The 20854-nt window shown below is 67.6% G+C and carries 20 protein-coding genes; 9 read left to right on the forward strand and 11 right to left on the reverse strand.

What is annotated here, in order from left to right; translation table 11 throughout:
- Positions 1–9 precede the first annotated feature (9 nt).
- Positions 10–1170: an alpha/beta fold hydrolase gene (locus tag ACV7NQ_RS02560; RefSeq protein ID WP_463358115.1), complete on the reverse strand. Its 1161-nt coding sequence runs from the start codon at positions 1168–1170 to the stop codon at positions 10–12.
- Between the two features lie 209 nt (positions 1171–1379).
- On the opposite strand from ACV7NQ_RS02560, the gene ACV7NQ_RS02565 reads away from it, so the two are divergent.
- Both ACV7NQ_RS02565 and ACV7NQ_RS02570 read left to right on the forward strand, forming a co-directional pair.
- Positions 1380–1502: a hypothetical protein gene (locus tag ACV7NQ_RS02565; protein ID WP_463358116.1), complete on the forward strand. Its 123-nt coding sequence runs from the start codon at positions 1380–1382 to the stop codon at positions 1500–1502.
- Between the two features lie 117 nt (positions 1503–1619).
- Positions 1620–1847: a hypothetical protein gene (locus ACV7NQ_RS02570; protein WP_463358117.1), complete on the forward strand. Its 228-nt coding sequence runs from the start codon at positions 1620–1622 to the stop codon at positions 1845–1847.
- A 172-nt stretch (positions 1848–2019) separates the two neighbouring features.
- On the opposite strand, the gene ACV7NQ_RS02575 is transcribed toward ACV7NQ_RS02570, so the two are convergent.
- Entirely contained in the window at positions 2020–2487 is a 468-nt protein-coding gene (locus tag ACV7NQ_RS02575; protein ID WP_463358118.1) for an SRPBCC family protein, read from the reverse strand.
- A 51-nt stretch (positions 2488–2538) separates the two neighbouring features.
- Here ACV7NQ_RS02575 and ACV7NQ_RS02580 point away from each other — a divergent pair, with 51 nt between their 5' ends.
- Positions 2539–3051, forward strand: a complete 513-nt coding sequence (locus ACV7NQ_RS02580) for a DinB family protein (protein WP_463358119.1) — start codon at positions 2539–2541, stop codon at positions 3049–3051.
- Between the two features lie 125 nt (positions 3052–3176).
- Here ACV7NQ_RS02580 and bioD read toward each other — a convergent pair whose 3' ends face one another.
- The 4 genes from bioD to ACV7NQ_RS02600 form a co-directional block, all read right to left on the reverse strand.
- The gene (bioD, locus tag ACV7NQ_RS02585; protein ID WP_463358120.1) at positions 3177–3851 is read right to left on the reverse strand and encodes a dethiobiotin synthase; all 675 of its coding nucleotides are present in this window, start codon (positions 3849–3851) and stop codon (positions 3177–3179) included.
- Positions 3848–5002, reverse strand: a complete 1155-nt coding sequence (locus tag ACV7NQ_RS02590) for an 8-amino-7-oxononanoate synthase (RefSeq protein WP_463358121.1) — start codon at positions 5000–5002, stop codon at positions 3848–3850. The genes bioD and ACV7NQ_RS02590 overlap by 4 nt, the downstream gene beginning before the upstream one ends.
- Before the next feature lie 176 nt (positions 5003–5178).
- Positions 5179–6447 (reverse strand): adenosylmethionine--8-amino-7-oxononanoate transaminase, encoded by a 1269-nt coding sequence (locus ACV7NQ_RS02595; RefSeq protein WP_463358122.1) that lies wholly within the window; start codon positions 6445–6447, stop codon positions 5179–5181.
- 193 nt (positions 6448–6640) lie between these two features.
- Positions 6641–7060, reverse strand: a complete 420-nt coding sequence (locus tag ACV7NQ_RS02600) for a MarR family winged helix-turn-helix transcriptional regulator (protein WP_463358123.1) — start codon at positions 7058–7060, stop codon at positions 6641–6643.
- Here ACV7NQ_RS02600 and ACV7NQ_RS02605 point away from each other — a divergent pair.
- The 3 genes from ACV7NQ_RS02605 (at position 7042) to treY (ending at position 12207) form a co-directional block, all read left to right on the forward strand.
- A complete protein-coding gene (locus tag ACV7NQ_RS02605; protein WP_463358124.1) occupies positions 7042–7641 on the forward strand; it encodes a cupin domain-containing protein in 600 nt (199 codons plus the stop codon). The genes ACV7NQ_RS02600 and ACV7NQ_RS02605 overlap by 19 nt on opposite strands.
- 10 nt (positions 7642–7651) lie before the next feature.
- Positions 7652–9772, forward strand: a complete 2121-nt coding sequence (glgX, locus tag ACV7NQ_RS02610) for a glycogen debranching protein GlgX (RefSeq protein WP_463358125.1) — start codon at positions 7652–7654, stop codon at positions 9770–9772.
- Between the two features lie 74 nt (positions 9773–9846).
- Positions 9847–12207 (forward strand): malto-oligosyltrehalose synthase, encoded by a 2361-nt coding sequence (gene treY / locus ACV7NQ_RS02615; RefSeq protein WP_463365507.1) that lies wholly within the window; start codon positions 9847–9849, stop codon positions 12205–12207.
- Here treY and ACV7NQ_RS02620 read toward each other — a convergent pair.
- The 3 genes from ACV7NQ_RS02620 to ACV7NQ_RS02630 form a co-directional block, all read right to left on the reverse strand.
- Entirely contained in the window at positions 12127–13362 is a 1236-nt protein-coding gene (locus ACV7NQ_RS02620) for a DUF2235 domain-containing protein (RefSeq protein WP_463358126.1), read from the reverse strand. The two genes, treY and ACV7NQ_RS02620, sit on opposite strands and share 81 nt — an antisense overlap.
- A 257-nt stretch (positions 13363–13619) precedes the next feature.
- Positions 13620–14456, reverse strand: coding sequence for a methyltransferase domain-containing protein (locus tag ACV7NQ_RS02625; RefSeq protein ID WP_463358127.1), 837 nt, complete (start codon positions 14454–14456; stop codon positions 13620–13622).
- A gap of 80 nt (positions 14457–14536) precedes the next feature.
- Positions 14537–14779, reverse strand: coding sequence for a hypothetical protein (locus ACV7NQ_RS02630; RefSeq protein ID WP_463358128.1), 243 nt, complete (start codon positions 14777–14779; stop codon positions 14537–14539).
- A gap of 86 nt (positions 14780–14865) precedes the next feature.
- Between ACV7NQ_RS02630 and ACV7NQ_RS02635 the strand changes: the two genes are divergently transcribed.
- Both ACV7NQ_RS02635 and ilvA read left to right on the forward strand, forming a co-directional pair.
- Positions 14866–15300: a nitroreductase family deazaflavin-dependent oxidoreductase gene (locus tag ACV7NQ_RS02635; protein ID WP_463358129.1), complete on the forward strand. Its 435-nt coding sequence runs from the start codon at positions 14866–14868 to the stop codon at positions 15298–15300.
- Positions 15301–15425: 125 nt separating this feature from the next.
- Positions 15426–16781, forward strand: a complete 1356-nt coding sequence (ilvA, locus tag ACV7NQ_RS02640; protein ID WP_463358130.1) for a threonine ammonia-lyase IlvA — start codon at positions 15426–15428, stop codon at positions 16779–16781.
- 48 nt (positions 16782–16829) lie between these two features.
- Here ilvA and ACV7NQ_RS02645 read toward each other — a convergent pair whose 3' ends face one another.
- Together ACV7NQ_RS02645 and treZ are read right to left on the reverse strand one after the other, a co-directional pair.
- On the reverse strand, positions 16830–18089 hold the full coding sequence (locus ACV7NQ_RS02645; protein ID WP_463358131.1) for a serine hydrolase domain-containing protein: 1260 nt from the start codon (positions 18087–18089) through the stop codon (positions 16830–16832).
- Positions 18090–18333: 244 nt separating this feature from the next.
- Positions 18334–20109 carry a malto-oligosyltrehalose trehalohydrolase gene (gene treZ / locus ACV7NQ_RS02650; protein ID WP_463358132.1) on the reverse strand — a complete coding sequence of 592 codons (1776 nt, stop codon included), beginning with the start codon at positions 20107–20109 and terminating at the stop codon, positions 18334–18336.
- A gap of 84 nt (positions 20110–20193) precedes the next feature.
- Here treZ and ACV7NQ_RS02655 point away from each other — a divergent pair, with 84 nt between their 5' ends.
- A complete protein-coding gene (locus ACV7NQ_RS02655; RefSeq protein WP_463358133.1) occupies positions 20194–20808 on the forward strand; it encodes a class I SAM-dependent methyltransferase in 615 nt (204 codons plus the stop codon).
- Positions 20809–20854 lie beyond the last annotated feature (46 nt).

A 20854-nucleotide genomic window follows, 5' to 3' on the forward strand; every position in this document is an offset into this window, starting at 1 on the left:
CTGCCGGTCTCAGCGTGGTGCGGCCGAGCTGCTCGCCGCCCGGACCTGCTCCTGGAAACGCTGCACGAACGGCAGGATCTGCTGCTCGATGACCTTGTTGTACTCGTCGGGGCGCTGCATCGGATTGGCGTGGCCGGTGTTTCGCGCCATCACGACCAGCAGCGTGCCGTCGACACCACCTGCGCGCTCGATCAGCACCTGGTGCGAATATTCGACATCGACGACCCGATCGTTCGCCGGATCGCGCGGGCGAATGAAGACGATGGCCGGGCGCGGCTTGCCGACCGCGGGGCGCGACAGGGCACGCAGGTCATTGATCGCGCCACCGGCCACGATCGCCAGGAATTGCGATTCGATGAGTCCATTGCTCGCCGCATCGCGGGAGAAGATCTTCTCGCGCAACACATCCGACATCACGACGCGCAGCTTGTCGAATCGGATGCCAGGCACCTCTTCGCGATCGAGGAAACGATCCCGGCGCGCGTAGGTTTCCACCAACAACCGCAGCACCCGACTCTCTCGCGCCCCTGGCAGCCAGGACATCCAGCGCACCATGTCCTCACCGGCCCCACGACTCTCCGGACGTACCGCGTTCAGGTCCATCGGCGTGCAATCGAGTATCACCCCGACCAGCCGCCGGTCGCTGTCGGTGTGTATGTGCCTGGCGACCTCCAGCGCGACCACCCCGCCCATGCTGTGCCCGACGAGCACCACGTTCTTCAGGCCGGACATTTCGGCGGCGCGGATGATCAGGTCCGCGATCACCTTGGTGTCGATACCGCGATTGTCGTATTTGATCGCCCACACCACGCCCATCCGGTTGAGCGAGGGCAGGGCCGCCGCGGTGTTGCCGGCGTTCAGGCCACCGAGGCCGACCATGTCGACGACGACCGTGTCCCAGTTCTGGTTGTCGGCGGGAATGGAGACAGGAAGTACGGCGGGCTCGGTCCTGGCCAGCCGCGCCTGTTCCGGTGCGACATCGTGCACCCAGTATTGGGCGAACAGCACGAGCCCGGCGATCAGCAGTGCGACGACCCGCAGCAGCGTCAGTCTGGTCCGGCGCAACGACTTCCACCCGTGACCGAGGCCGGTCTCCCGCAGGCGGGTTTGGCGTCGCGCGTCGTCCCAGTCCGTGACGGTGGAGGGGTGCCGTTCCTCCAACGGCGACATCTGTTCACTGTAAGCATGTTTCGCGAAGCCCTGCAGCCGATCGCGGGCCACCCGGCGGCGCCGGAAACACGACCGACCGGTAGAGCCCGGGCCGTAATCCCAGGCGGGCGCGGGAATTCGGGGTAATTCCGGAACGGTCGCGCCACTGTGATCGCCCTCACGGCGAACGTCAGACCTTCCCCGTGCTCGGGGTGTCCTGCGGAGCGGAAGTGGGCGCAGCGGCGGTCATCGCCTCCGGGCTGTTCGCGGGCGCCGGGGTATGGGCACTGTCCGGCGATGCGCTGGCCGGGGCCTCCGGTAACGAGCGCTGCTGGCACTGGCTCACATCCTGAATCGCACCATTGTGATGACGCTGCACGATCTTTCGCCGGCCGATCGGCATTGCGATCGAATTCTGGTGCTACACAAGGGCCGTGCCCGCCCGCTCGAACCACCGGCAATCGCACTGCGTGAGTCTCACCCCGGACTCGCTGCGCAAGGACGGCGTCGCCGCCTACGCGCTCACCGAAAGCTGCCGTCGGCACGATGGTGCACGCCCGCGCGGCATCACCGAACCGTGGACCGCGCTATGCACCGACTTGATGGACCTCGGCGCCATCACCGGCCACGCCGATCGCGCCGCCGAAGTCAACGCCGACCTCGATCGCAGACTCGCGGCAGGGACCGCCGCGCCGTGACCGGAACGCAAGCCGACCATCTTCGTGTTCGATAACGCTGGCGACACCATCTTCTCCAGCGGCAAATTCGGTGCACCCCAAGCGATTCTGGAGCCACCGAAGGCACGCCCGCGCTGTTCACGCAACCTTTTCGCCAGCGAGCCGCACCCGAGGATCGAATGGACCGCGGACGTCAGGGCACGGTGCCGGGTTCGGCGAGGGCGGCGAGCTTGCCGAGAGACATGCGCCAGCCGAGCTCGTTGTCGGCCAGGGGCACGCCCGCCGGTAGTCCCTCATGCAGGGCCATGATGTCGGTGCCGCCGTCGGCGTCGGCGAGTCGATAGGTGATGGTCATCTCGCCACGCATGTCCGGGTCGTCGGTCTCGAATTCGACGATTTGCACCACCTGCTCGTCCGGCACGAGCGTCACGAAGCGGCCGCGGAAGGTGTCGGTCTGTGCGGTGGTCTTGCCGGTATCGGTCGGCTCGTCGTAGGTCAGCGAGATCCGGAATACGCCACCTTCCCGGGCATCGAACTCGTGCACCTCGCTGGTCATGCCGGTGGGCACCTGCCAGACCGACACCGCCTGCGCATCCAACAGCAGGCGGTACACGACCGAGCGAGGCGCGTTGACGTGCCAACCGATCCGAGTGCTGCCCATAGCTGAACAGTAGTGGAGAAGCGGCCGAATCGTGCACGGATCCGGGCAGCGGTGACCCTGCTCGAGCATGTTGACGAATCGATCACCACGCTGCGCGAAGGCATTGCGGGCGGCCGGATTTGCGCGATGCTGTCGGGCCGCCATCCCGACGCCGCGGCGGTCGCGCACATCCAGGCCGCCGCCACCGGTCTGCTCGGCAACCTGACCCACCTACGCCCCGATCCCGTTCTGGTGTCCGGCAGACCACTGCCCATCGAGGCACTCGGCGCGATCGGGGCACTCGAATTGACCGTGCACGCCTGGGATATCGCGGCGGTGCGCACACCATCCGCCCAGATCCCGCACGGACTCGCCGATGAGCTGCTCGCCGTGGCGCCGCAGCTCGTCCCGATCAACGGACGTCAGCCCCTGTTCGATCCACCGCTCTCTTCGTGCACCGCCGGGGCGGGCGATCAACTGCTCGCCTACCTGGGCCGTGTTCGGCCCGCACATCCAGCGCACGGCAGCTGCTCACACGACGTGCGCGCCTTGGGATCTCGTTCGCGGTCGCCGCATCGACGTTAGGCATTCGACGGGGTCGACAATTCACCCGCACCATGGGTCGGTGATCCGCCGGCCCGCGCATTCGACGGTGTGCGCGCTTCGCTCGGATTGGCGAGCGTACGGGGATGACCGCCACGCAGACCCCGTCAGTCGAGCAGCTCCCATGTGGGGGCGAACCAGCCGGGGGCCGCGGCCGTGAAGCGGTCACGATCCCACGAGCCCGCTCCGGCGGGAACCGCGCCGACCAGATCTACGCCGGTGACGTTCGGGAGGTCGGTGCGGTTGCACTCGGCGGCCAAGTCGGGTTCATCGGGCCACGAGCCGATGACCAGCCCGGCGCAGTGGACGCCCGCCGAGTGCAATGTGCGGGTGGTCAATTCGCTGTGGTTGAGCGTGCCGAGTCCGGCGGCAGCGACCACCAGGACCGGGGCGCCGAGTTTCTCGGCCAGGTCGAGCAGGGTGAAGTCGCCGAGGCGGACCAGCAGGCCACCCGAGCCCTCCACCAGGGTGAGGTCGGCGTCGCCGAGCGTGTCGATGCCGGCGGTTGTCTCGCCCAGAGTCAGCAGCGGTTTACCGCAGCGACGGGCCGCGGTGTCCGGCGCCAACGGGTCGGGATACCGGGCCAGTTCGACCGTTCTGCTCACGCCGGTGAGGCGCTCGATCTCGGCGAGATCGCCGGGTTCGCCTGGGGCGAAACCGGTTTGGCCCGGCTTGCACACGGCGACCGAACGACCGGCAGCCCGCGCTGCAGCGGCGATCGCTGCCGTCACCACTGTTTTGCCGACGTCGGTGGAGGTTCCGGTGACCAACAGGACGCTCATCCGGGCACCACGTCCAATCCCCGAGCCTCGGCCAGGACCTCGCCGAGAACCATTGCGATAGTGTCGAGTTCGGCGGGCATGAGATTGGCGCGAGCGGTGAGCCGCAGCCGCGAGGTGCCCTCCGGCACCGATGGTGGCCGGAAGCAGCCGACGTCGAGGCCGCGCGCTCGGCAGGCCTGAGCCGCATCGTAGGCGACCTGCGCGGCACCGAGCACGACCGAGACCACCGCCGAATCCGGTTCCGCCACACCGGCAATGCGGGCGATGTCGGCGGCCCGCCGCAGCACCCGCGGCGCCATCTCGGGCTCGCGGCGCAACAGTCGCAGAGCGGCCCGCGCGGCGCCGACGGCCGCCGGGGCGAGGCCGGTGTCGAAGATGAAGGTGCGGGCGGCGTCGATCAGGTGTGCGCGGACCCGCTCGCCAGTCAGGACGATACCGCCCTGTGCGGCAAAGGCTTTCGAGAGGGTCGCGGTGATCACCAGGTCCGGTTGCCCGGCCAGACCGGCCTCGTGCACGAGGCCGCGTCCCCCCGCGCCGCGCACCCCGAGCCCATGCGCCTCGTCGACGATCAGGACGGCGCCATTGGCCCGGGTGACCCGATGCAATTCGGCCAGCGGGGCCAGATCGCCGTCGGCGCTGAACACCGAATCGGTGAGCACCAGCGCACGCTCCTCGGGACGCACGGCAAGCAGCCGATCCACCGCCTCGACATCGCGATGCGCGGCGATCTCCACCCGCGCCCGCGACAACCGGCAGGCATCCACCAGCGACGCGTGACTGCCCGCGTCGGAGACGACCAGCGACCCACGCCCGGCCAGCGCCGTCACCACACCGAGATTCGCGGCGTACCCGGATGCGAACACCAAACCGGCCTCGGCGCCGACGAATTCGGCGAACTCGGCCTCGAGCCGCTCGTGCTCGGTCGTGGTACCGGTGACCAGACGGGACCCGGTCGACCCGGCGCCCCACCGCCGCACCGCATCGATCGCACCCTCGACCACTTCGGGGTGGCGAACGAGCCCGAGGTAGTCGTTGGACGCCAAATCGATCGACGGCGACAGCGGCGCGCGGGGTCGTAGCTCACGGCGCAACCCAGCCGTCACCCGCTCGGCGGCCCGTTCGTCCAACCAGCCCAATGGATCGGTAGTCACAGCTGCGGAGCATACTTGAACACCGTTCAAGATGCATCTGCGTGATAGCCATGTGCCGCTTCGCGATTGCTGAGCCGCATCGCGCCGCCCACGGTGGCAGCCCCCGATCCTCGCTCATGCCGCACCGGGACGTCCCTCTCAGCACGTCCGCCAGAGCCGCGCGAGGCCGGTACCGGTCATGCTCCCGCGGCCGCGACCATGGCTGCGCCGATGCGCTCGACGTCCTCGGTGGTGCTGATGAACGGCGGCATCGTGTAGATGAGATTGCGGAAGGGCCGCAACCAGACACCTGCCTCCACCGCGGCGTCGCCGGCTTTGCGCATGTCCACCGGGTGGTCGAGTTGCACGACGCCGATCGCGCCGAGCACCCGCACCTCCGCCACCCCGGGCAGGTCGCGGGCGGGGGCGAGGCCGGTGTGCAGTTCGGATTCGATGCGGGCGACCTCGCCGCGCCAATCCCGTTGCCGCAGTAGCTCGATCGAGGCCACCGCGACGGCGCAGGCCAGTGGGTTGCCCATGAAGGTGGGGCCGTGCATCAAGCCACCGTGTGCGGCGCTGAGGGTTTCGGCGATCCGCGAGGTGCACAGTGCCGCGGCCAGGGTCAGGTAGCCGCCGGTCAACGCCTTGCCGACGCACATGACATCCGGGCTCACCCCCACGTGGTCGGCCGCGAAAAAGGCTCCGGTACGGCCGAATCCGGTGGCGATCTCGTCGAAGATCAGCAACACACCATGCTCGTCACAGCTGCGGCGCAGGTCGGCAAGGTAGCGCGGGTCGTGCCAGCGCATGCCGCCCGCGCCCTGCACCACCGGTTCGACGATCACGGCCGCGAGCTCGTCGGCGTGGGTGGCCAGCGCCCGATCGAGTTCGGCGACATAGTCGGGTTGGTAGTCGCGGGGCGGGGCCGGCACGAAGATGTGCTCGACCAGCACGTCGGTCCACAGCGAATGCATGCCACCGTCCGGGTCGCACACGCTCATCGGGGTGAAGGTGTCGCCGTGGTAGCCGCCGCGCCAGGTGAGCAGCCGCCGCTTGCCCGGCTTGCCCATCGCCCGCCAGTATTGCAGGCACATCTTCACCGCGACCTCGACCGATACCGACCCCGAGTCGCACAGGAACACCTTGTCCAGACCCGCCGGAGTGAGCTCGACGAGCAGTTCGGACAGCCGGGCCGCGGGCTCGTGGGTGAGCCCGCCGAACATCACGTGACTCATCCGCTGCGACTGCGCGACCAACGCCGCGTTCAGTACCGGGTGCCGGTAGCCGTGAATGGCGGCCCACCAGGAGCTCATGCCGTCGATCAATTCGCGGCCGTCGGCCAAGGTCAGCCGAGTGCCGGACGCGGCGGCCACCACCAGTGGCTCGGTCGTTGCCGGGAACCCGCCGTAGGGATGCCAGACATGTTCGGCATCAATGGCGGTGATCTCGTCGGGGGTCAGTGCCACAGGGAATCCTCGCGGTCGAGCGACGGCCCCGGACTCCCCGAGGCGAGCTTGAACGCTGTTCAAGTTAGCACTGAAGCTGGGCAGGCGAATCCAATCCGCACCATAGCTTCGGCCACGACCTCACGGGCCAGGCCTGGCACCTGAAGCTGACACCGGCCGACTGAGCACCGCACAACGCCGATACCAGCGATTCCTACACCGACGAGGCATCGGACAGCGCCTCGGGCACTCGAGCCAATGTATCCCGCAACTCGGCCAACCCACTGTCGCCCAAACTCGCCGCGAGCGTGCGCTCGATGCTTCGAATCCGGTCCGCCGCCACGGCCAGTGCCGCGCGGCCCGCGTCGGTGATGACAACGCGCCGCGCTCGTCGATCCGCCGAGTCGACCTGCCGCTCGACGTACCCGTCGCGCTCCAGGTGCGTCACCAACTCCCCCATCGACTGCTGGGTCATCCCGGCCGCCTCGGCCAATGCGGTGATCCGTGAACCCGCCGGATCCAGATAGCGGAAGACGGCGTAGTGCGCGGGTCGCAGGTCGTCACTGAGGCTGGCGCGCAACTCCCGGTTCAGTTCCCGCTCGAAAGCGTGGGTATATGGGAGACACTGCGACACTCACCTTCCGCAACGGGCACCGCGTCACCAAGGTCGCGGAGGGCGTCGACGAGCGCGGCCCGTACCTGCGGCTGCGCCATGTGCTGCCCGACGCGGACCGGCTGGCGGGCCCGCACTGGCACCCCGCCCTCGCCGAATCGTGGACCGTCCGGCAGGGGCGGCTGCGCTTCAGGATCGACGGCGCCGAGACGATCGTGAACATCGGCGACTCGGTGACGGCTCCGCCGCGCGCCGTGCACGAGTTCTGGAGCGAAGTGGCCGACACCACCTTCGATCACGAAATCCGCCCGCCGCTGCGGCATTGGGAAATGTTCGAGCTGTGGCACAACCTGGATGTCGCGGGCAAGACCACCCGCCGTTCCCGGATGCCGCGCGACCCGCTCGCCCTGGCATTGCTGTGGGATTACCAGGACGGCTACCTGGCGGGCATCCCGACATGGCTGCAGCGCGGCGTACTCGGCGGCCTCGCCGGGCTGGCCCGGCTGGCCGGTTACCAAACCCGCTGGCTGAAAACAGCTCCGACCAGGGCTGACGCGCCCGGCCGCAACCACCCACACAGACCGTCGCGCGGCTGCCGCTAGTGTCGTTGACATGGCTCAGCCCGACACAGCGCCCGGTGAGGTGACACCACTCGGTGTCTGGCCCGGAACCGCCTACCCTTTGGGCGCGACCTATGACGGCGCCGGCACCAATTTCTCAGTGTTCTCCGAGGTCGCCGACGCGGTCGAACTGTGCCTGATAGCCAGGGACGGCACTGAGACCCGGATCCGACTGGACGAGGTCGATACCTACGTCTGGCACGCGTATCTGCCCACCATCGGACCGGGTCAGCGCTACGGCATGCGGGTGCACGGACCCTACGACCCGGATCACGGATTGCGTTGCGACCCCAGCAAATTGCTGCTCGATCCCTACGGCAAGGCCTTCGACGGCGAGTTCGACAACGATCCGTCGCTCTACACCTACGGCCTGGACTCGTTGGGGCACACCATGACCGGTGTGGTGATCAACCCGTTCTTCGACTGGGGCGCCGACCGCCCGCCGAACCGGCCCTACCACGAGACGGTGATCTACGAGGCGCACGTCAAGGGCATGACGATGACGCACCCCGATATCCCGGAGGAGCTGCGTGGCACCTACGCAGGCATCGCGCATCCGGCGATCGTCGAACACCTGAAGAGCCTCGGCATCACTGCCATCGAACTGATGCCGGTGCACCAATTTCTGCACGACCGCGTCCTTTTGGATCAGGGCCTGCGAAACTACTGGGGCTACAACAGCTTCGGCTACCTCGCCCCGCACAACGGCTACGCCGCCAGCCCGCGCGGTGGCGCGGCGGTCACCGAGTTCAAGGCCATGGTGCGCGCCCTGCACGCGGAGGGCATCGAGGTGATCCTCGATGTGGTCTACAACCACACCGCCGAAGGCAACCACCTCGGGCCGACGATCGCCTTCCGTGGCATCGACAACGCCGCCTACTACCGCCTCACGGACGACGATCCGTCGCACTATATGGATTACACCGGCACTGGCAACAGCCTGAACGTGCGCCACCCGCACACGCTGCAGCTGATCATGGACTCGCTGCGCTACTGGATCCTGGACATGCACGTCGACGGCTTCCGCTTCGACCTGGCCGCCACATTGGCCCGCGAACTGCACGACGTGGACCGGCTGTCCACGTTTTTCGATCTGGTGCAACAGGATCCGGTGGTCAGCCAAGTGAAGCTGATCGCCGAGCCGTGGGATGTCGGCGAGGGCGGCTACCAGGTCGGCAACTTCCCGGGGTTGTGGACCGAGTGGAACGGCAAATATCGCGACACCGTCCGCGACTACTGGCGCGGCGAACCTGCCACCCTGGGCGAGTTCGCCTCCCGGCTCACCGGCTCCTCGGACCTCTACGAGGACACCGGCCGCCGCCCGAGCGCCAGCATCAACTTCATCACCGCACACGACGGATTCACGCTGCGGGACCTGGTGTCCTACAACGAGAAACACAACGAGGACAATGGCGAGGGCAACCGCGACGGCGAGAGCTGGAACCGCTCCTGGAATTGCGGGGTAGAAGGCCCCACCGACGACCCGGAGATTCTCGCGTTACGCGCCAAGCAGAGTCGCAATCTGCTGGCCACGCTGGTGCTCAGCCAGGGCACACCGATGCTCGCGCACGGCGACGAGATAGGGCGGACGCAGCAGGGCAACAACAATGTGTACTGCCAGGACTCTCCGCTGGCCTGGATGGATTGGTCACTGATGCAGACGAATGCGGACCTGCTCGACTTCACGCGCAATGTCATCGCATTGCGCACCGAGCACCCCGTCTTCCGGCGCAGGCGCTTCCTGAAGGGCAGGCCGATCCGGTCCAAGGAACACGCCCGCGATATCGCCTGGCTGACGCCCGCGGGCGAGCAGATGACCCCCACGGACTGGGACAGTGGATTCGGTAAGTCGTTGACCGTATATCTCAACGGGCGCGGCATTCCCGAACCGGGCCCGCGCGGCGAACACATCACCGACGACTCCTTTCTGCTGTGCTTCAACGCGCACGACTCCGCCCTCGATTTCGCACTACCCGACAGCGATTACGGCGCCGATTGGTCGGTCGCGCTCGACTGCTCGGTACCCGACGGCCTGTCCGACGCCACCTACCCGGCGGCCGTCACCGTCAGCCTCCCCGCCCGATGCCTGCTCGTGCTCCGCTGCACCGCATGACCGAAACACCGATGACCAAGACGCAGACACACTTCACTGATCCCATCTCCCGCGGCCGCCCGCCGGCCCGGCAGATGACGATCCGCAGCACCTATCGGCTCCAGTTGCGACCCGACGCACTGACCTTCGCCGACGCCCGCACCGTCGCGGAATACTTACAGCAACTGGGTATCTCGCATCTCTACCTGTCGCCGATCCTCACCGCGGCGCACGGTTCGACGCACGGCTACGACGTCACCGACCCCACCACGGTGTCGGCGGCACTCGGCGGCCCGGCCGGACTCAAGGCGCTCGCGGACGAGGTCCACAGCCGCGGTATGGGTTTGATCGTCGACCTGGTGCCCAACCATGTCGGCGTCGCCGATCCGCAGCAGAACCCGTGGTGGTGGGATGTGCTGCGCAATGGCCGCGAATCGAAGTTCGCGCACTTCTTCGACATCGACTGGAGTTCGGCCAACGGGGCGGGTGGGCGGTTGGCGCTGCCGGTGCTGCAGAGTGAGAACGACCCGGCCGCACTGACCGTCGATCGGTCCGGCGCGGAACCCATGCTGGCGCTGCACGATCTGCGCTTCCCCATCGCCGCGGGCACCGACGGCGACAATGCACTGCGCATCCACGACAAGCAGCACTATCGCCTGGTCAGCTGGAAGGCCGGGCTGTGCACCTATCGCCGGTTCTTCGCGGTCAGCAGCCTGGCCTCGGTGCGCCAGGAGGACCCCGAGGTTTTCGAAATCACCCATCGCGAACTCGCCGCCTGGTGCGAGCACGATCTCATCGACGGCGTCCGGGTCGACCATCCGGACGGATTGTCCTATCCTGCGGCCTATCTGGCGAAGCTGCGCAGGCTCATCGGCCCGCAGCGGCTGCTGCTGGTGGAGAAGATCCTGGCCAATCGCGAGCCACTGGACGCGACACTGCCGATCGACGGCACCACCGGCTACGACGCGCTCGCCGATATCGGCGGCGTACTGATCGACCCGGACGGCGAGGCCACGCTCACCGAACTGTCTCGGCATATCGCCGGGCACGGCAGCGACCGCGCCTGGATCGGTGAGACCGAACACCGGATCAAACGCGCGGTGGCGGAAAGCATTCTGGCGCCGGAGATCCGGCGGCTGGTCGCCGCCATCAAATGCGACGCGCGGGCCGAGAGTTTCGACACCATGGCGCTGACCAACGCCGCCATCGAGGTGCTGGCGTTCATGCCGGTATACCGGGTCGACTACGCTCCGCTGGCCGGCATGACCGGCGCGGTGGTCGCCGAGGTGGAAAAGCGCAACACCGAACTCACCGCGCCGCTGGCGGTCCTGGTGGCCGCGCTGGCCGTCAACGGCGAAGCCACCGTGCGGTTCAGCCAGGTCTGCGGTGCGCTGACCGCCAAGTCCGTCGAGGACACCATGTTCTATCAGGCGGCGCGGCTGGTCTCGCTGCAGGACGTCGGCGGCAACCCGGCCCGATTCGGCCACTCGCTCAACGAATTCCACCTGTCCAACAGCGAACGCGCCCAGCGCTGGCCCGCCACCATGACCACGCTGTCCACCCACGACACCAAACGCGGCGAGGACGTTCGCGCCCGGATCGGGGTGCTGTCGCAGGTCGCTGAGACCTGGGCGCGCGCGGTCGAGTCCTGGCAGGAGTCCACCCCGGGTCCCGACGGCGCGACGACACTGTTCCTGCTGCAGAACATGTTCGGCGTGTGGCCCGCCGACGGCCGCCCCGCCTCGTCGGTGTCCGGGCTGCGTGAGCGGCTGCATCGGTTCGCGGAGAAGGCGATTCGCGAGGCGGGTGTGCACACCTCATGGGAGGAGCCGGACGCCGAGTTCGAGACGAAGGTGCACGGCTGGCTGGACGCGGTGATCGACGGACCGGTCGGCTCCGAAATCGGCGACCTCGTCCATGAACTGGCCCCGCACGCCTGGTCGGACTCGTTGTCGCAGAAGCTGCTGCAACTGTGCGGTCCGGGCATCCCGGACATCTACCAGGGCTGCGAGCTGTGGGAGGACTCCCTGGTCGACCCGGACAACCGGCGCCCGGTGGATTTCGCGGCCCGCGCCGGGCTGCTGCAATCGCTCACCGGCACACCGGCTTTGAACACCAACGGCGCGGCGAAGATGTGGATCGTCGCCTATGCGCTGTGGCTGCGCAGGGAGCGGCCGGACTGCTTCGTCGGCGGCACCTACCTGCCGCTGTTCGCCACCGGCGACCAGGCAGGCAGGCTGGTGAGCTACGCCCGCGGCCGGGCGGGCGAGGCCCCCGAGGTGATCGTGGCCGCCACCCGGCACAGCGTGGGACTCGCCGAATCCGGCTGGGGCGACACTGCATTGGAGCTGCCGCAGGGCAGCTGGACCGACCGGCTAACCGGCCACACCTTCCAGGGTCGCGCCCGGCCGGAGAAGCTCTTCGCCCGCCTGCCCGTCGCCCTGCTCGTCCGGTGACAGCGCGGTCCCCGCGCCGGTCTTCTCGAAGAGGAATTCCGGGAACATCCCGCCGAACTCCTCGCGCCAGCGCCGCAGGTTCGAGGGCTGATAGGCGAGCGCGTCCTGGGTGCTGGAGGCCAACCGGACACACTGGTCGATCGGCGTTTCCAGCCGCCGCCAGGAGTTCCACAGGAAGCGGGGGTTGCGCGGATGGCGCAGCGCCCGAAGCAGATTCAGGATTCGGTAGCCGAGGGTCAGCGACTTGTGCAGCTCCATGTGCTCGGCGCCGCCCGCGGTCCGACAGAGCTGCGAAAGCCGTTCCAGCCGTTGCCGATCGAAGCTGAGACCGACCGACTCGGCCTCGGCCACCATCCATTGCAGAGTGATATCCGACAGCCCGCATTCCACGTAGCCGCCGCCGATATCGCTGTGCACGCCCTCGAACCAGACCTGCTTGACCCGCTGGAAGTTGGGGCGGTACTTAACATTCGGTTCGATCGGCACCTCCCAGAGGCACGGCTCGAAGGCGCGGCGCCGCTCGTCGATCGCCAATGCCTGGCGCGCGCAATGCACATTCGCCGAGAGCTTCACATCGTGGAACCGGTGCCGCAGTGAGGTCAACCCGGGTACCCCGAGAGCGCCGACGGTATCGAACACGCCGAGGAAGTCGATCTTGGCAGGATGCCGACAGTACTCGTGGCGGAAGTCGATCCATTCCTGCGGATCCGGCGGATCCGGATTCTCCTTCGTCTTCTCCGGCGCGGGTTCCTGATGAATCCGCAAGGCGTCCGGATACTTACCGGCGATCATCGCATCGGGCGTCATGATGCCGATACGGCTGATCAGCCCGGCCAGGCTGCGGGCGGTGAACGCGCCGCGACTGAAGCCGAAGATATAAATTTCGTCGCCCGGCTCCCAGTTCAGTGCCAGATGCCAATAGGCCGACGACAGATTCGCCTCGAGTCCGAGCCCGAATGCGCCACCCATCAGGCGGTCGGCAAGGAATCCGCGAGCGCCCGGCCCGGACACGTAGCTCACCCACTGCTGGATCGTCTCGCCGGACGGTCCCTTCGCTTCGAAGCTGATCGTCTGCGCAATCTTGATGATGTTCGATACCGTGCTGCTCGACTCGGCTTTCCAGGTGCCGTCACAACAAACCACCAGGCGTTTCATGGGCAAATTCTCCCGCCACATCCCCGTTCGAAACCTGCGTACTGGACTACTCGAATCATCGACGTCCAGACCCGGGATGTTAATGAACATAGCGCATTTCAGTAGCGGAACCGCCACCAGGTTGGGGACGTCAGCAGTGGCGCGGGACGCCGAGGGGAAGGCGGCGAGACAGGGTCCGCGCCAGCACCAGAGCTATCTTCGGTACACGGCTACGACAGCGGCTGAGACCCCGCCGCACTGTGTGTCGTGCCCAGCGGTTACCGCTTATGCGCCAGCACCGCGAACATCGTCACCGACAGGTGGTAGTCACCCGAGGCGAACCCGGCGTCCAGGTCGGCGTGAAACGCGTCGTGCTCCTGTTCGGTGATCGCCCCGTTGTACATGGCCTGCTTGGTCATCTGGCCGAAAAGCGGTCGTGCCGTTTCCGGGTCCCAGATCACCGCCTGCGAGCCCATGTCATCGATCGCGAACCCAGCGCCCACCAGCAAGCCGCGCAGCCGGCGGCCGGATCCCGGATTGGGTGTGGCCCTCAGCAGCGACGCCGACATCGCCTGGACCACCGCCGGATCGCCCGGATGGGTGACCGCGGTGTGCCAGTCGCTGTCGATGAGCAGCACGCGGGCCCCGGGGCGCAGCACCCTGGCGATCTCGGCGGTGGCCGCGGCCGGATCGTCGAGATGCTGAAATACCCGCTCGCAGCGGAGCGCATCGAAATGTCCGTCCGGGAACGGCAATTGGTAGACCGAGCCGTGCACGAACCGCGCGGGCGACCCGGCTGCCTCGGCGCGACGCTGCGCGATGGTCAGCATGGCGGGATTCGGATCGATCCCGACCGCCTCACCATCGGTCCCGACCCGCTCCGCGAAAGCCATGACCTCCGAGCCGGTGCCCGACCCGATATCGAGGGCGCGCTCCCCTGCCGCGACCGCGAGCGCCTCGTGCGCCCACTGCCGCATGCGCTCAATCCCGGGTAGCGCTGCCTGCATGTCGAGAATGGCGACGAGCAGGTCGATCTGTGCGGAATCGACCTGGTCAGCGTGAAACGACGGCGCGTGAAACGACGGCGCCTGGTCGGTGGTATCTCCGTGTGCCATAGGCCCGACGATACCTGCGCCACGGCACCGCCGGTCTGATCATTGGCGAGCCGATGAAGACACCGGAACGGTCACCGCGATCAGCCTGCGGAGAGCAACCGATCCGCTCGACGCGTCGAGTCCGACCGACGCTGCGTGCCGACTCGGCCGATGATCCAGCGGGCGCCGCCCACCGTTGCGGCGACCAGCACCGCCATCTGCAGCGAGCCGGTGATCAGGGCCAGGATCAGGCAGGTCACCAGCCCGGCGGCGAGTGCCTCGAGCTTATAGGTCGGCCACGCGGTACCCGCGATGTCGACGGTGATGGGGTGAACCATTGCCATCTCGTCAGGATATACGGACAACGAAGTTCGGTCTACCGAACACTTCGGTCGGGAACACCGCCGAAGCCTGCCGCGTTACCCGGGGTATGCCACTCACAGGAGAATATGCACCCAGCACATCCGACTGGGCCCGCAAGCAAGCGGAGACCTACGAGTCCTCCGGCGGCACCGACGGTACCTCACTGCAGGGCAAGCCGATCATCCTGCTCACCACGCGGGGCGCGAAGACCGGCAAGCTGCGCAAGACCCCGTTGATGCGAATCGAGCACGACGGTGAGTACGCGGTCGTCGCCTCGCTGGGCGGCGCGCCGAAGAACCCCGTCTGGTACTACAACATCAAGGCCGATCCGCATGTCGAACTGCGCGACGGCACCGAAACCAAGGACTACATCGCGCGCGAGGTCTTCGGTGACGAGAAGGCGCCGTGGTGGGAGCGCGCGGTCGCGGCGTGGCCGGACTACGCGAACTACCAGACGAAAACCGACCGGCAAATCCCGGTCTTCGTCCTGACACCGCAGTAGACAACACCGCGGCGGCCGAGCGCTCGGTTGTCTGCCGTTTGCTCGCCGTGCGCAGGCGGGGCCATTTCCACGCAGCGGCCTACCCGCCGCGTCGCGCCGACGCAGCGGATGGCAGCATATTTCGGGTGTCCAATCCGCTTGATGTTCTCGACGAACTGTCCGCTTCTCGTCCCGTGCTGAGCGCGGACGAGATCGACGCTGCCGCCAAGCGAATTGCCGACATTATCGAGCCGACCCCGCTGCAGCTCAGTGCCCGGCTTTCGGCACTGACCGGCGCGGAGGTCTACCTCAAGCGCGAGGACCTCACCGCCGTCCGTTCCTATAAGCTGCGCGGCGCCTACAACCTGATCGTGCAGCTCACCGAGGTCGAGCGGGCCGCGGGCGTGGTCGCGGCCAGCGCGGGCAATCACGCACAGGGCGTCGCCTTCGCCTGCAAAGCCATGGGGATCACCGGCCGCATCTACGTTCCGACTACCACGCCGAACCAGAAGCGCGACCGCATCCGGGTGCACGGCGGCGAATTCGTGGAACTGATCGCGGTCGGCGAAACCTACGACGCCGCAGCTGCGGCGGCCGCGGCCGATGTCGAACGCACCGGCGCGACCATGGTGCCGCCGTTCGACGATGCGCGCACCGCCGCCGGACAGGGCACCATCGCCGCCGAAATCCTCGAACAGCTCGGCACCTCCCCGGACCTGGTGGTGGTGCCCGTCGGTGGCGGCGGCTGTCTGGCGGGGATCGGCACCTATCTGCGCGGCCGGTCACCGCGGACCGGCATCCTCGGCGTGGAACCGGCGGGCGCGGCCTCGATGACCGCGGCACTGGTTGCCGGCGGTCCGGTGACGCTGCCGGAGATCGACCCGTTCGTCGACGGCGCCGCCGTGCGGCGAATCGGTGCCGTACCCTACGCGGCGGTCGCGAGCTTCGGCGGCCGGGTGGTCTCGCATGGTTCGCTGCCGTTGCTTACCGCCACCGAATCCCCCAGCGGCGCAGGCTCTTTCCAGATCATGCAGATCGACGAGGGCGCCGTCTGCACCGCGCTGCTCGATCTCTACCAGAGTGAGGGCATCATCGCCGAGCCAGCGGGCGGGCTTGCGTTGGCGGCACTCTCGGAGATCGCGATCGAACCGGGGTCCACGGTGGTGTGCCTGGTCTCCGGCGGCAATAACGATGTGTCCCGCTACGGCGAGATCATCGAACGCTCGCTGGTGCATCGCGGCCTGAAACACTATTTTCTGGTGGACTTTCCGCAGGAGCCGGGCGCGCTGCGCCGCTTCCTCAACGACGTGCTCGGGCCCGACGACGACGTCACCCTGTTCGAATACGTCAAGCGCAACAACCGGGAAACCGGCGCGGCGCTGGTCGGTATCGAACTCGGTACGCCGGATGGGTTGGCGCCGTTGCAGGAACGCATCGCGGACTCCCCCATCCAGTGTGAGCGGCTAGAACCGGGTTCCCCGGCCTACCGCTACCTGACCTGACGCGTCCGTCCGGCCCGCTACACAGCGGACCGGACGAGGGCGTAGCGGTTACGCCGCTGCCAGCGTCTCGACAAGGGCGGCGGCGCGCCGGGTCGAGCGCAGACCGGCCAGCACCATCGGCAGCAGCCAGGCGGCCGATGATTGGTCGAAGGTCAACTGACCCGCCGAAAGTCGGTTGTGCACGAAACCGACCGACAGGCCGAGCCGTGGTTCCGCCCAGCCGAACGAGCCGCCGAGCCCGATGTGGCCGAAACCCGCCCGAGCGCCCGGCATCGGCAGGGAGTGGTAGCCGAGATGCCAGAGCATCGGCGCGTAGAACAGGGCGCGGTCGAGGCGGTAGCTCTGAATCCGCAGCAGCGCCTTGATGGTTCGCGGCGCCAGGTATTGGCGGCCGTCGATCATGCCATCGTTGGCAAGCGCGCCGTACATGCCGGCCAGGCCGGTCGCGGTGCACACCCCGTTGCCCGCGCCGAGTTCGGTGCGCAGGATCGGTGGATCCTCACCCTCCAGAATCGTTTCGAGGCCGGGCAGGAACAGGCAGCGCGTCACGGCGCCGAGCGCGCCGGGAATACCGTAACTGCGGCCCAATACCATTGCGGTGAGCGGGTTTCCGATCAGACGCAGCTGGGTTCCCGCGAGTTCGGCATAGATGGTCCGCGCGGCGCCCGGCGGACGGCCGAGGTGGATGCCATCGATGCCGAGCGGCTCGGCCACCTCACTGCGGAACAGTTCCGCCATGCCCTGGCCGGTGATCGCGCGGGCCAGCCCGGCGAGCAGCCAGCCGTAGGTGAGCGCGTGATAGGCCGGAATGCCGAGAAGACGATCGGGTTTCGCGGCGGCCAGGCGCTCCTCCATCAACCGGTGGTCGAGCACCTCGTCCAGGCCGGACGCGATCGGGCTCAGCGATGAGAGTCCCGCGCTGTGCGTCATCACCTGGCGGACGGTGATCCTGTCCTTGCCGTTGGCGCCAAACTCCGGCCAGTATTCGGCCACCGGGGCGGCGTAATCCAGCAGTCCACGGTCGGCCAGCCGGTGGATCACCGTCGCGGTGACCCCCTTTGTCGCGGAGAAGATGACCGAGCCGGTGTCCGCGGTCCACGGCGAGCCCCCCGCGCTCCCGGTCCAGATCTCGACCAACGGCTCACCATGCAGATGCACCGCGAGCCCGGCGCCCGCGCCACGGCGATGCCCGAATGTCTTCGCGAAAGCGCGCACCAAAGGTCCGAATTCAGCGGCGGCGCTGCCGCCCACCCCGACGGGGAGATCGGTGGATAGGTCGAAGTCCCCGGATGAAGCCTCGTTGCTCATTACCCAACGTTAATTGCGTCCGTCACACTCGGCAATGGCATCCGTCTCGGACAGTTGCGGCCAGCAGCTCAGCGGCGCTGGCGAAATGGGTGTGGGCCTGCGGTTTTCTGCGGATGCTCGACCAGTGGGCGGTGATCATGGTGCACAGACGGTTATCGGCCGGTTCTCGTTCTGTGACCAGGTCGGGACGTGCAGACCACGGCCGAGTGGACGGGAATGGTCATGACCGACTCAGGCGGCCGAGTCAGCATTCGTCACCCTGCTCGACCTCGAGCACGGCGAACGAGTGGCCGGGAATAGTTGTCTTGGCACTCGATTCACTCACCTCGGGCGCATCCCAGAACAGCAGGGGGATGCCGGTGGCCGGGACAGTGACCGCGTCGGCGGAGAGGTTGTACAGCACTGTCAGCGAGCCCCGGTGCACGATGATCCAGCGCGCATCCTCGTCGTACTCGACGAATACATGTGTCAGCCACGGGTCGGTGAGCTCCGCCCGCGCCCGCCGCAACGCGATCAGGTCGCGGTAGCAGGCGAGCAGCCGAGCATGGCGCGCGTCATCGACTTCGGACCAGATCAGTTTCGAGCGCAGAAACGTTTCGGAGTCCTGCGGATCCGGGACATCGTCGGAGTCCCAACCGTGTTCGGCGAACTCGGCCTTACGCCCGGTGGCGGTGGCGGCGCCGATCACCGGATCGGTGTGCGAGGTGAAGAACTGGAAGGGGGTGGTCGCACCCCATTCCTCGCCCATGAACAGCATCGGCGTGTACGGCGAAAGCAGTACCAGGGCGGCCTTGATCGCCAACTGGCCATCGGTCAGGTTGACGCTGGGACGGTCGCCGATCGCACGGTTGCCCACCTGATCGTGGGTGCAGGTGTAGGCCAGCAGCGCGCTCGCCGGGATGACCCGGGTGTCCAGCGGACGGCCGTGGGTGCGGCCACGGAAGCTGGAATACGTTCCGGCATGGAAGAACCCGTGCGTGAGGGTGTGCGCCAGGCAGCTCAGCCTGCCGAAATCGGCGTAGTAGCCCTGCCGTTCGCCGGAGACCGCGGTGTGCACGGCATGGTGCAGGTCGTCGTTCCACTGCCCGGCCAGCCCGTAACCGCCTGCGGCCCGCGGAGTGATCAGCGTCGGATCGTTGAGGTCGCTCTCCGCGATCAGGGTCAGCGGCCTGCGCACGTGGGCGGCGAGCCGTTCGGTCTCGGTGGCGAGTTCGGCGAGCAGGTGGGTGGCGGTGCGGTCCACCAGCGCGTGCACGGCGTCCAGGCGCAGTGCGTCGATGTGGAAATCGCGCAGCCAGCGCAGCGCATTGTCGATGATGAAGCGCCGCACCTCATCCGAGCCCAGCCCATCCAGATTAAGACTCTGCCCCCAGGTATTGCGGCCCTCGGTCAGGTAGGGCGCGAAGCGCGGCAGATAGTTGCCCGACGGCCCGAGGTGGTTGTAGACGACGTCGAGCGCGACTGCCAATCCCCTTGCGTGACAGGCGTTCACGAAGCGTTGCAGGCCGTCCGGACCGCCGTAGGGTTCGTGCACCACGTACCAGAGCACGCCGTCGTAGCCCCAGTTGTGGCTGCCGTCGAAGCCGTTCACCGGCATCAACTCGACCACCGTGACGCCGAGATCGACGAGGTAATCGAGGCGTTCGATGGCGGCGTCGAAGGTGCCCGTCGGAGTGAAGGTGCCGACGTGCAGTTCGTAGTAGACCGCGCCCGCCAACTGGCGTCCGGTCCAACCGGAGTCCGTCCAGTCCGCCGGGTCGAGAGCGTGCAGGGCCGAGCGCGCGTGCACGCCGTCGGGCTGGCGGGGGGAACGCGGATCGGGCAGCACCGTCGGATCGTGGTCCAGCAGGAAGCCATAGCGCGCCCCCGGCCCGGCCGCCACCTCGGCCCGCCACCAACCGTCGGCCGACCTCGTCATCGAGTACGCCGTGCCATCCACCTCGACCCGCACCCGCTCCGGACGCGGCGCCCACACCTCGAACAGAGTCACCGCGCCAGCATCGCACGGCGCACGCCGCATTACCTGTCGAGCCGTGGTGGTCGTTGGATCTGGCCGTCGCGCCCACTCCTGGCGCGACCGGGGACGCCCTGACACAGTGAAGGCGTGGGTATCTATAACGATCAGGTCGTGCCGCGGCTCGTCAACGTGGCATGCGGGGCGCGGCTCAACAATCCGCAGCGCAAGCGGACCTGTGCTGGGCTGCAGGGGCGCGTGCTGGAGATCGGCTTCGGGTCCGGGCTGAATGTGCCGTTCTATCCGGCCGCGGTGCAGACGGTCAGCGCGGTCGAACCGGCCGACCTCGGATGGAAGCTCGCCGCAAAGCGGCTGACGAACGCCAACGTGCCGATCGAACGTGCCGGGCTCGACGGCCAGGCACTCCCCTTCGCCGACAACTCCTTCGACGCGGCGCTGTCAACTTGGACCATGTGCACGATCCCGGATATCGCGACCGCGCTGGCCGAAATGCGCAGGGTGCTCGTCCCCGGCGGCACCCTGCATTTCGTCGAGCACGGCCTGGCGCCGGATCCGAAGGTGCAGGTGTGGCAGCACCGGTTGAACCCGATCCAGAAGACCTTCGCGGGCGGCTGTCACCTCGACCGCGATATTCGCGGACTGGTGCAAACCGCGGGCTTCGAGATCCGCGATATCGACGAGTTCTATGGTGACGGCCCCAGATTTGTCGCCGCGCTTTCCATGGGTGTCGCGGTCTCGCCGTAGCTCGGGCGATCGAGATCCCTTACGGCAGTATTGAAACGATCAGTTC

The organism is Nocardia sp. Tas62D01, from assembly GCF_055232035.1.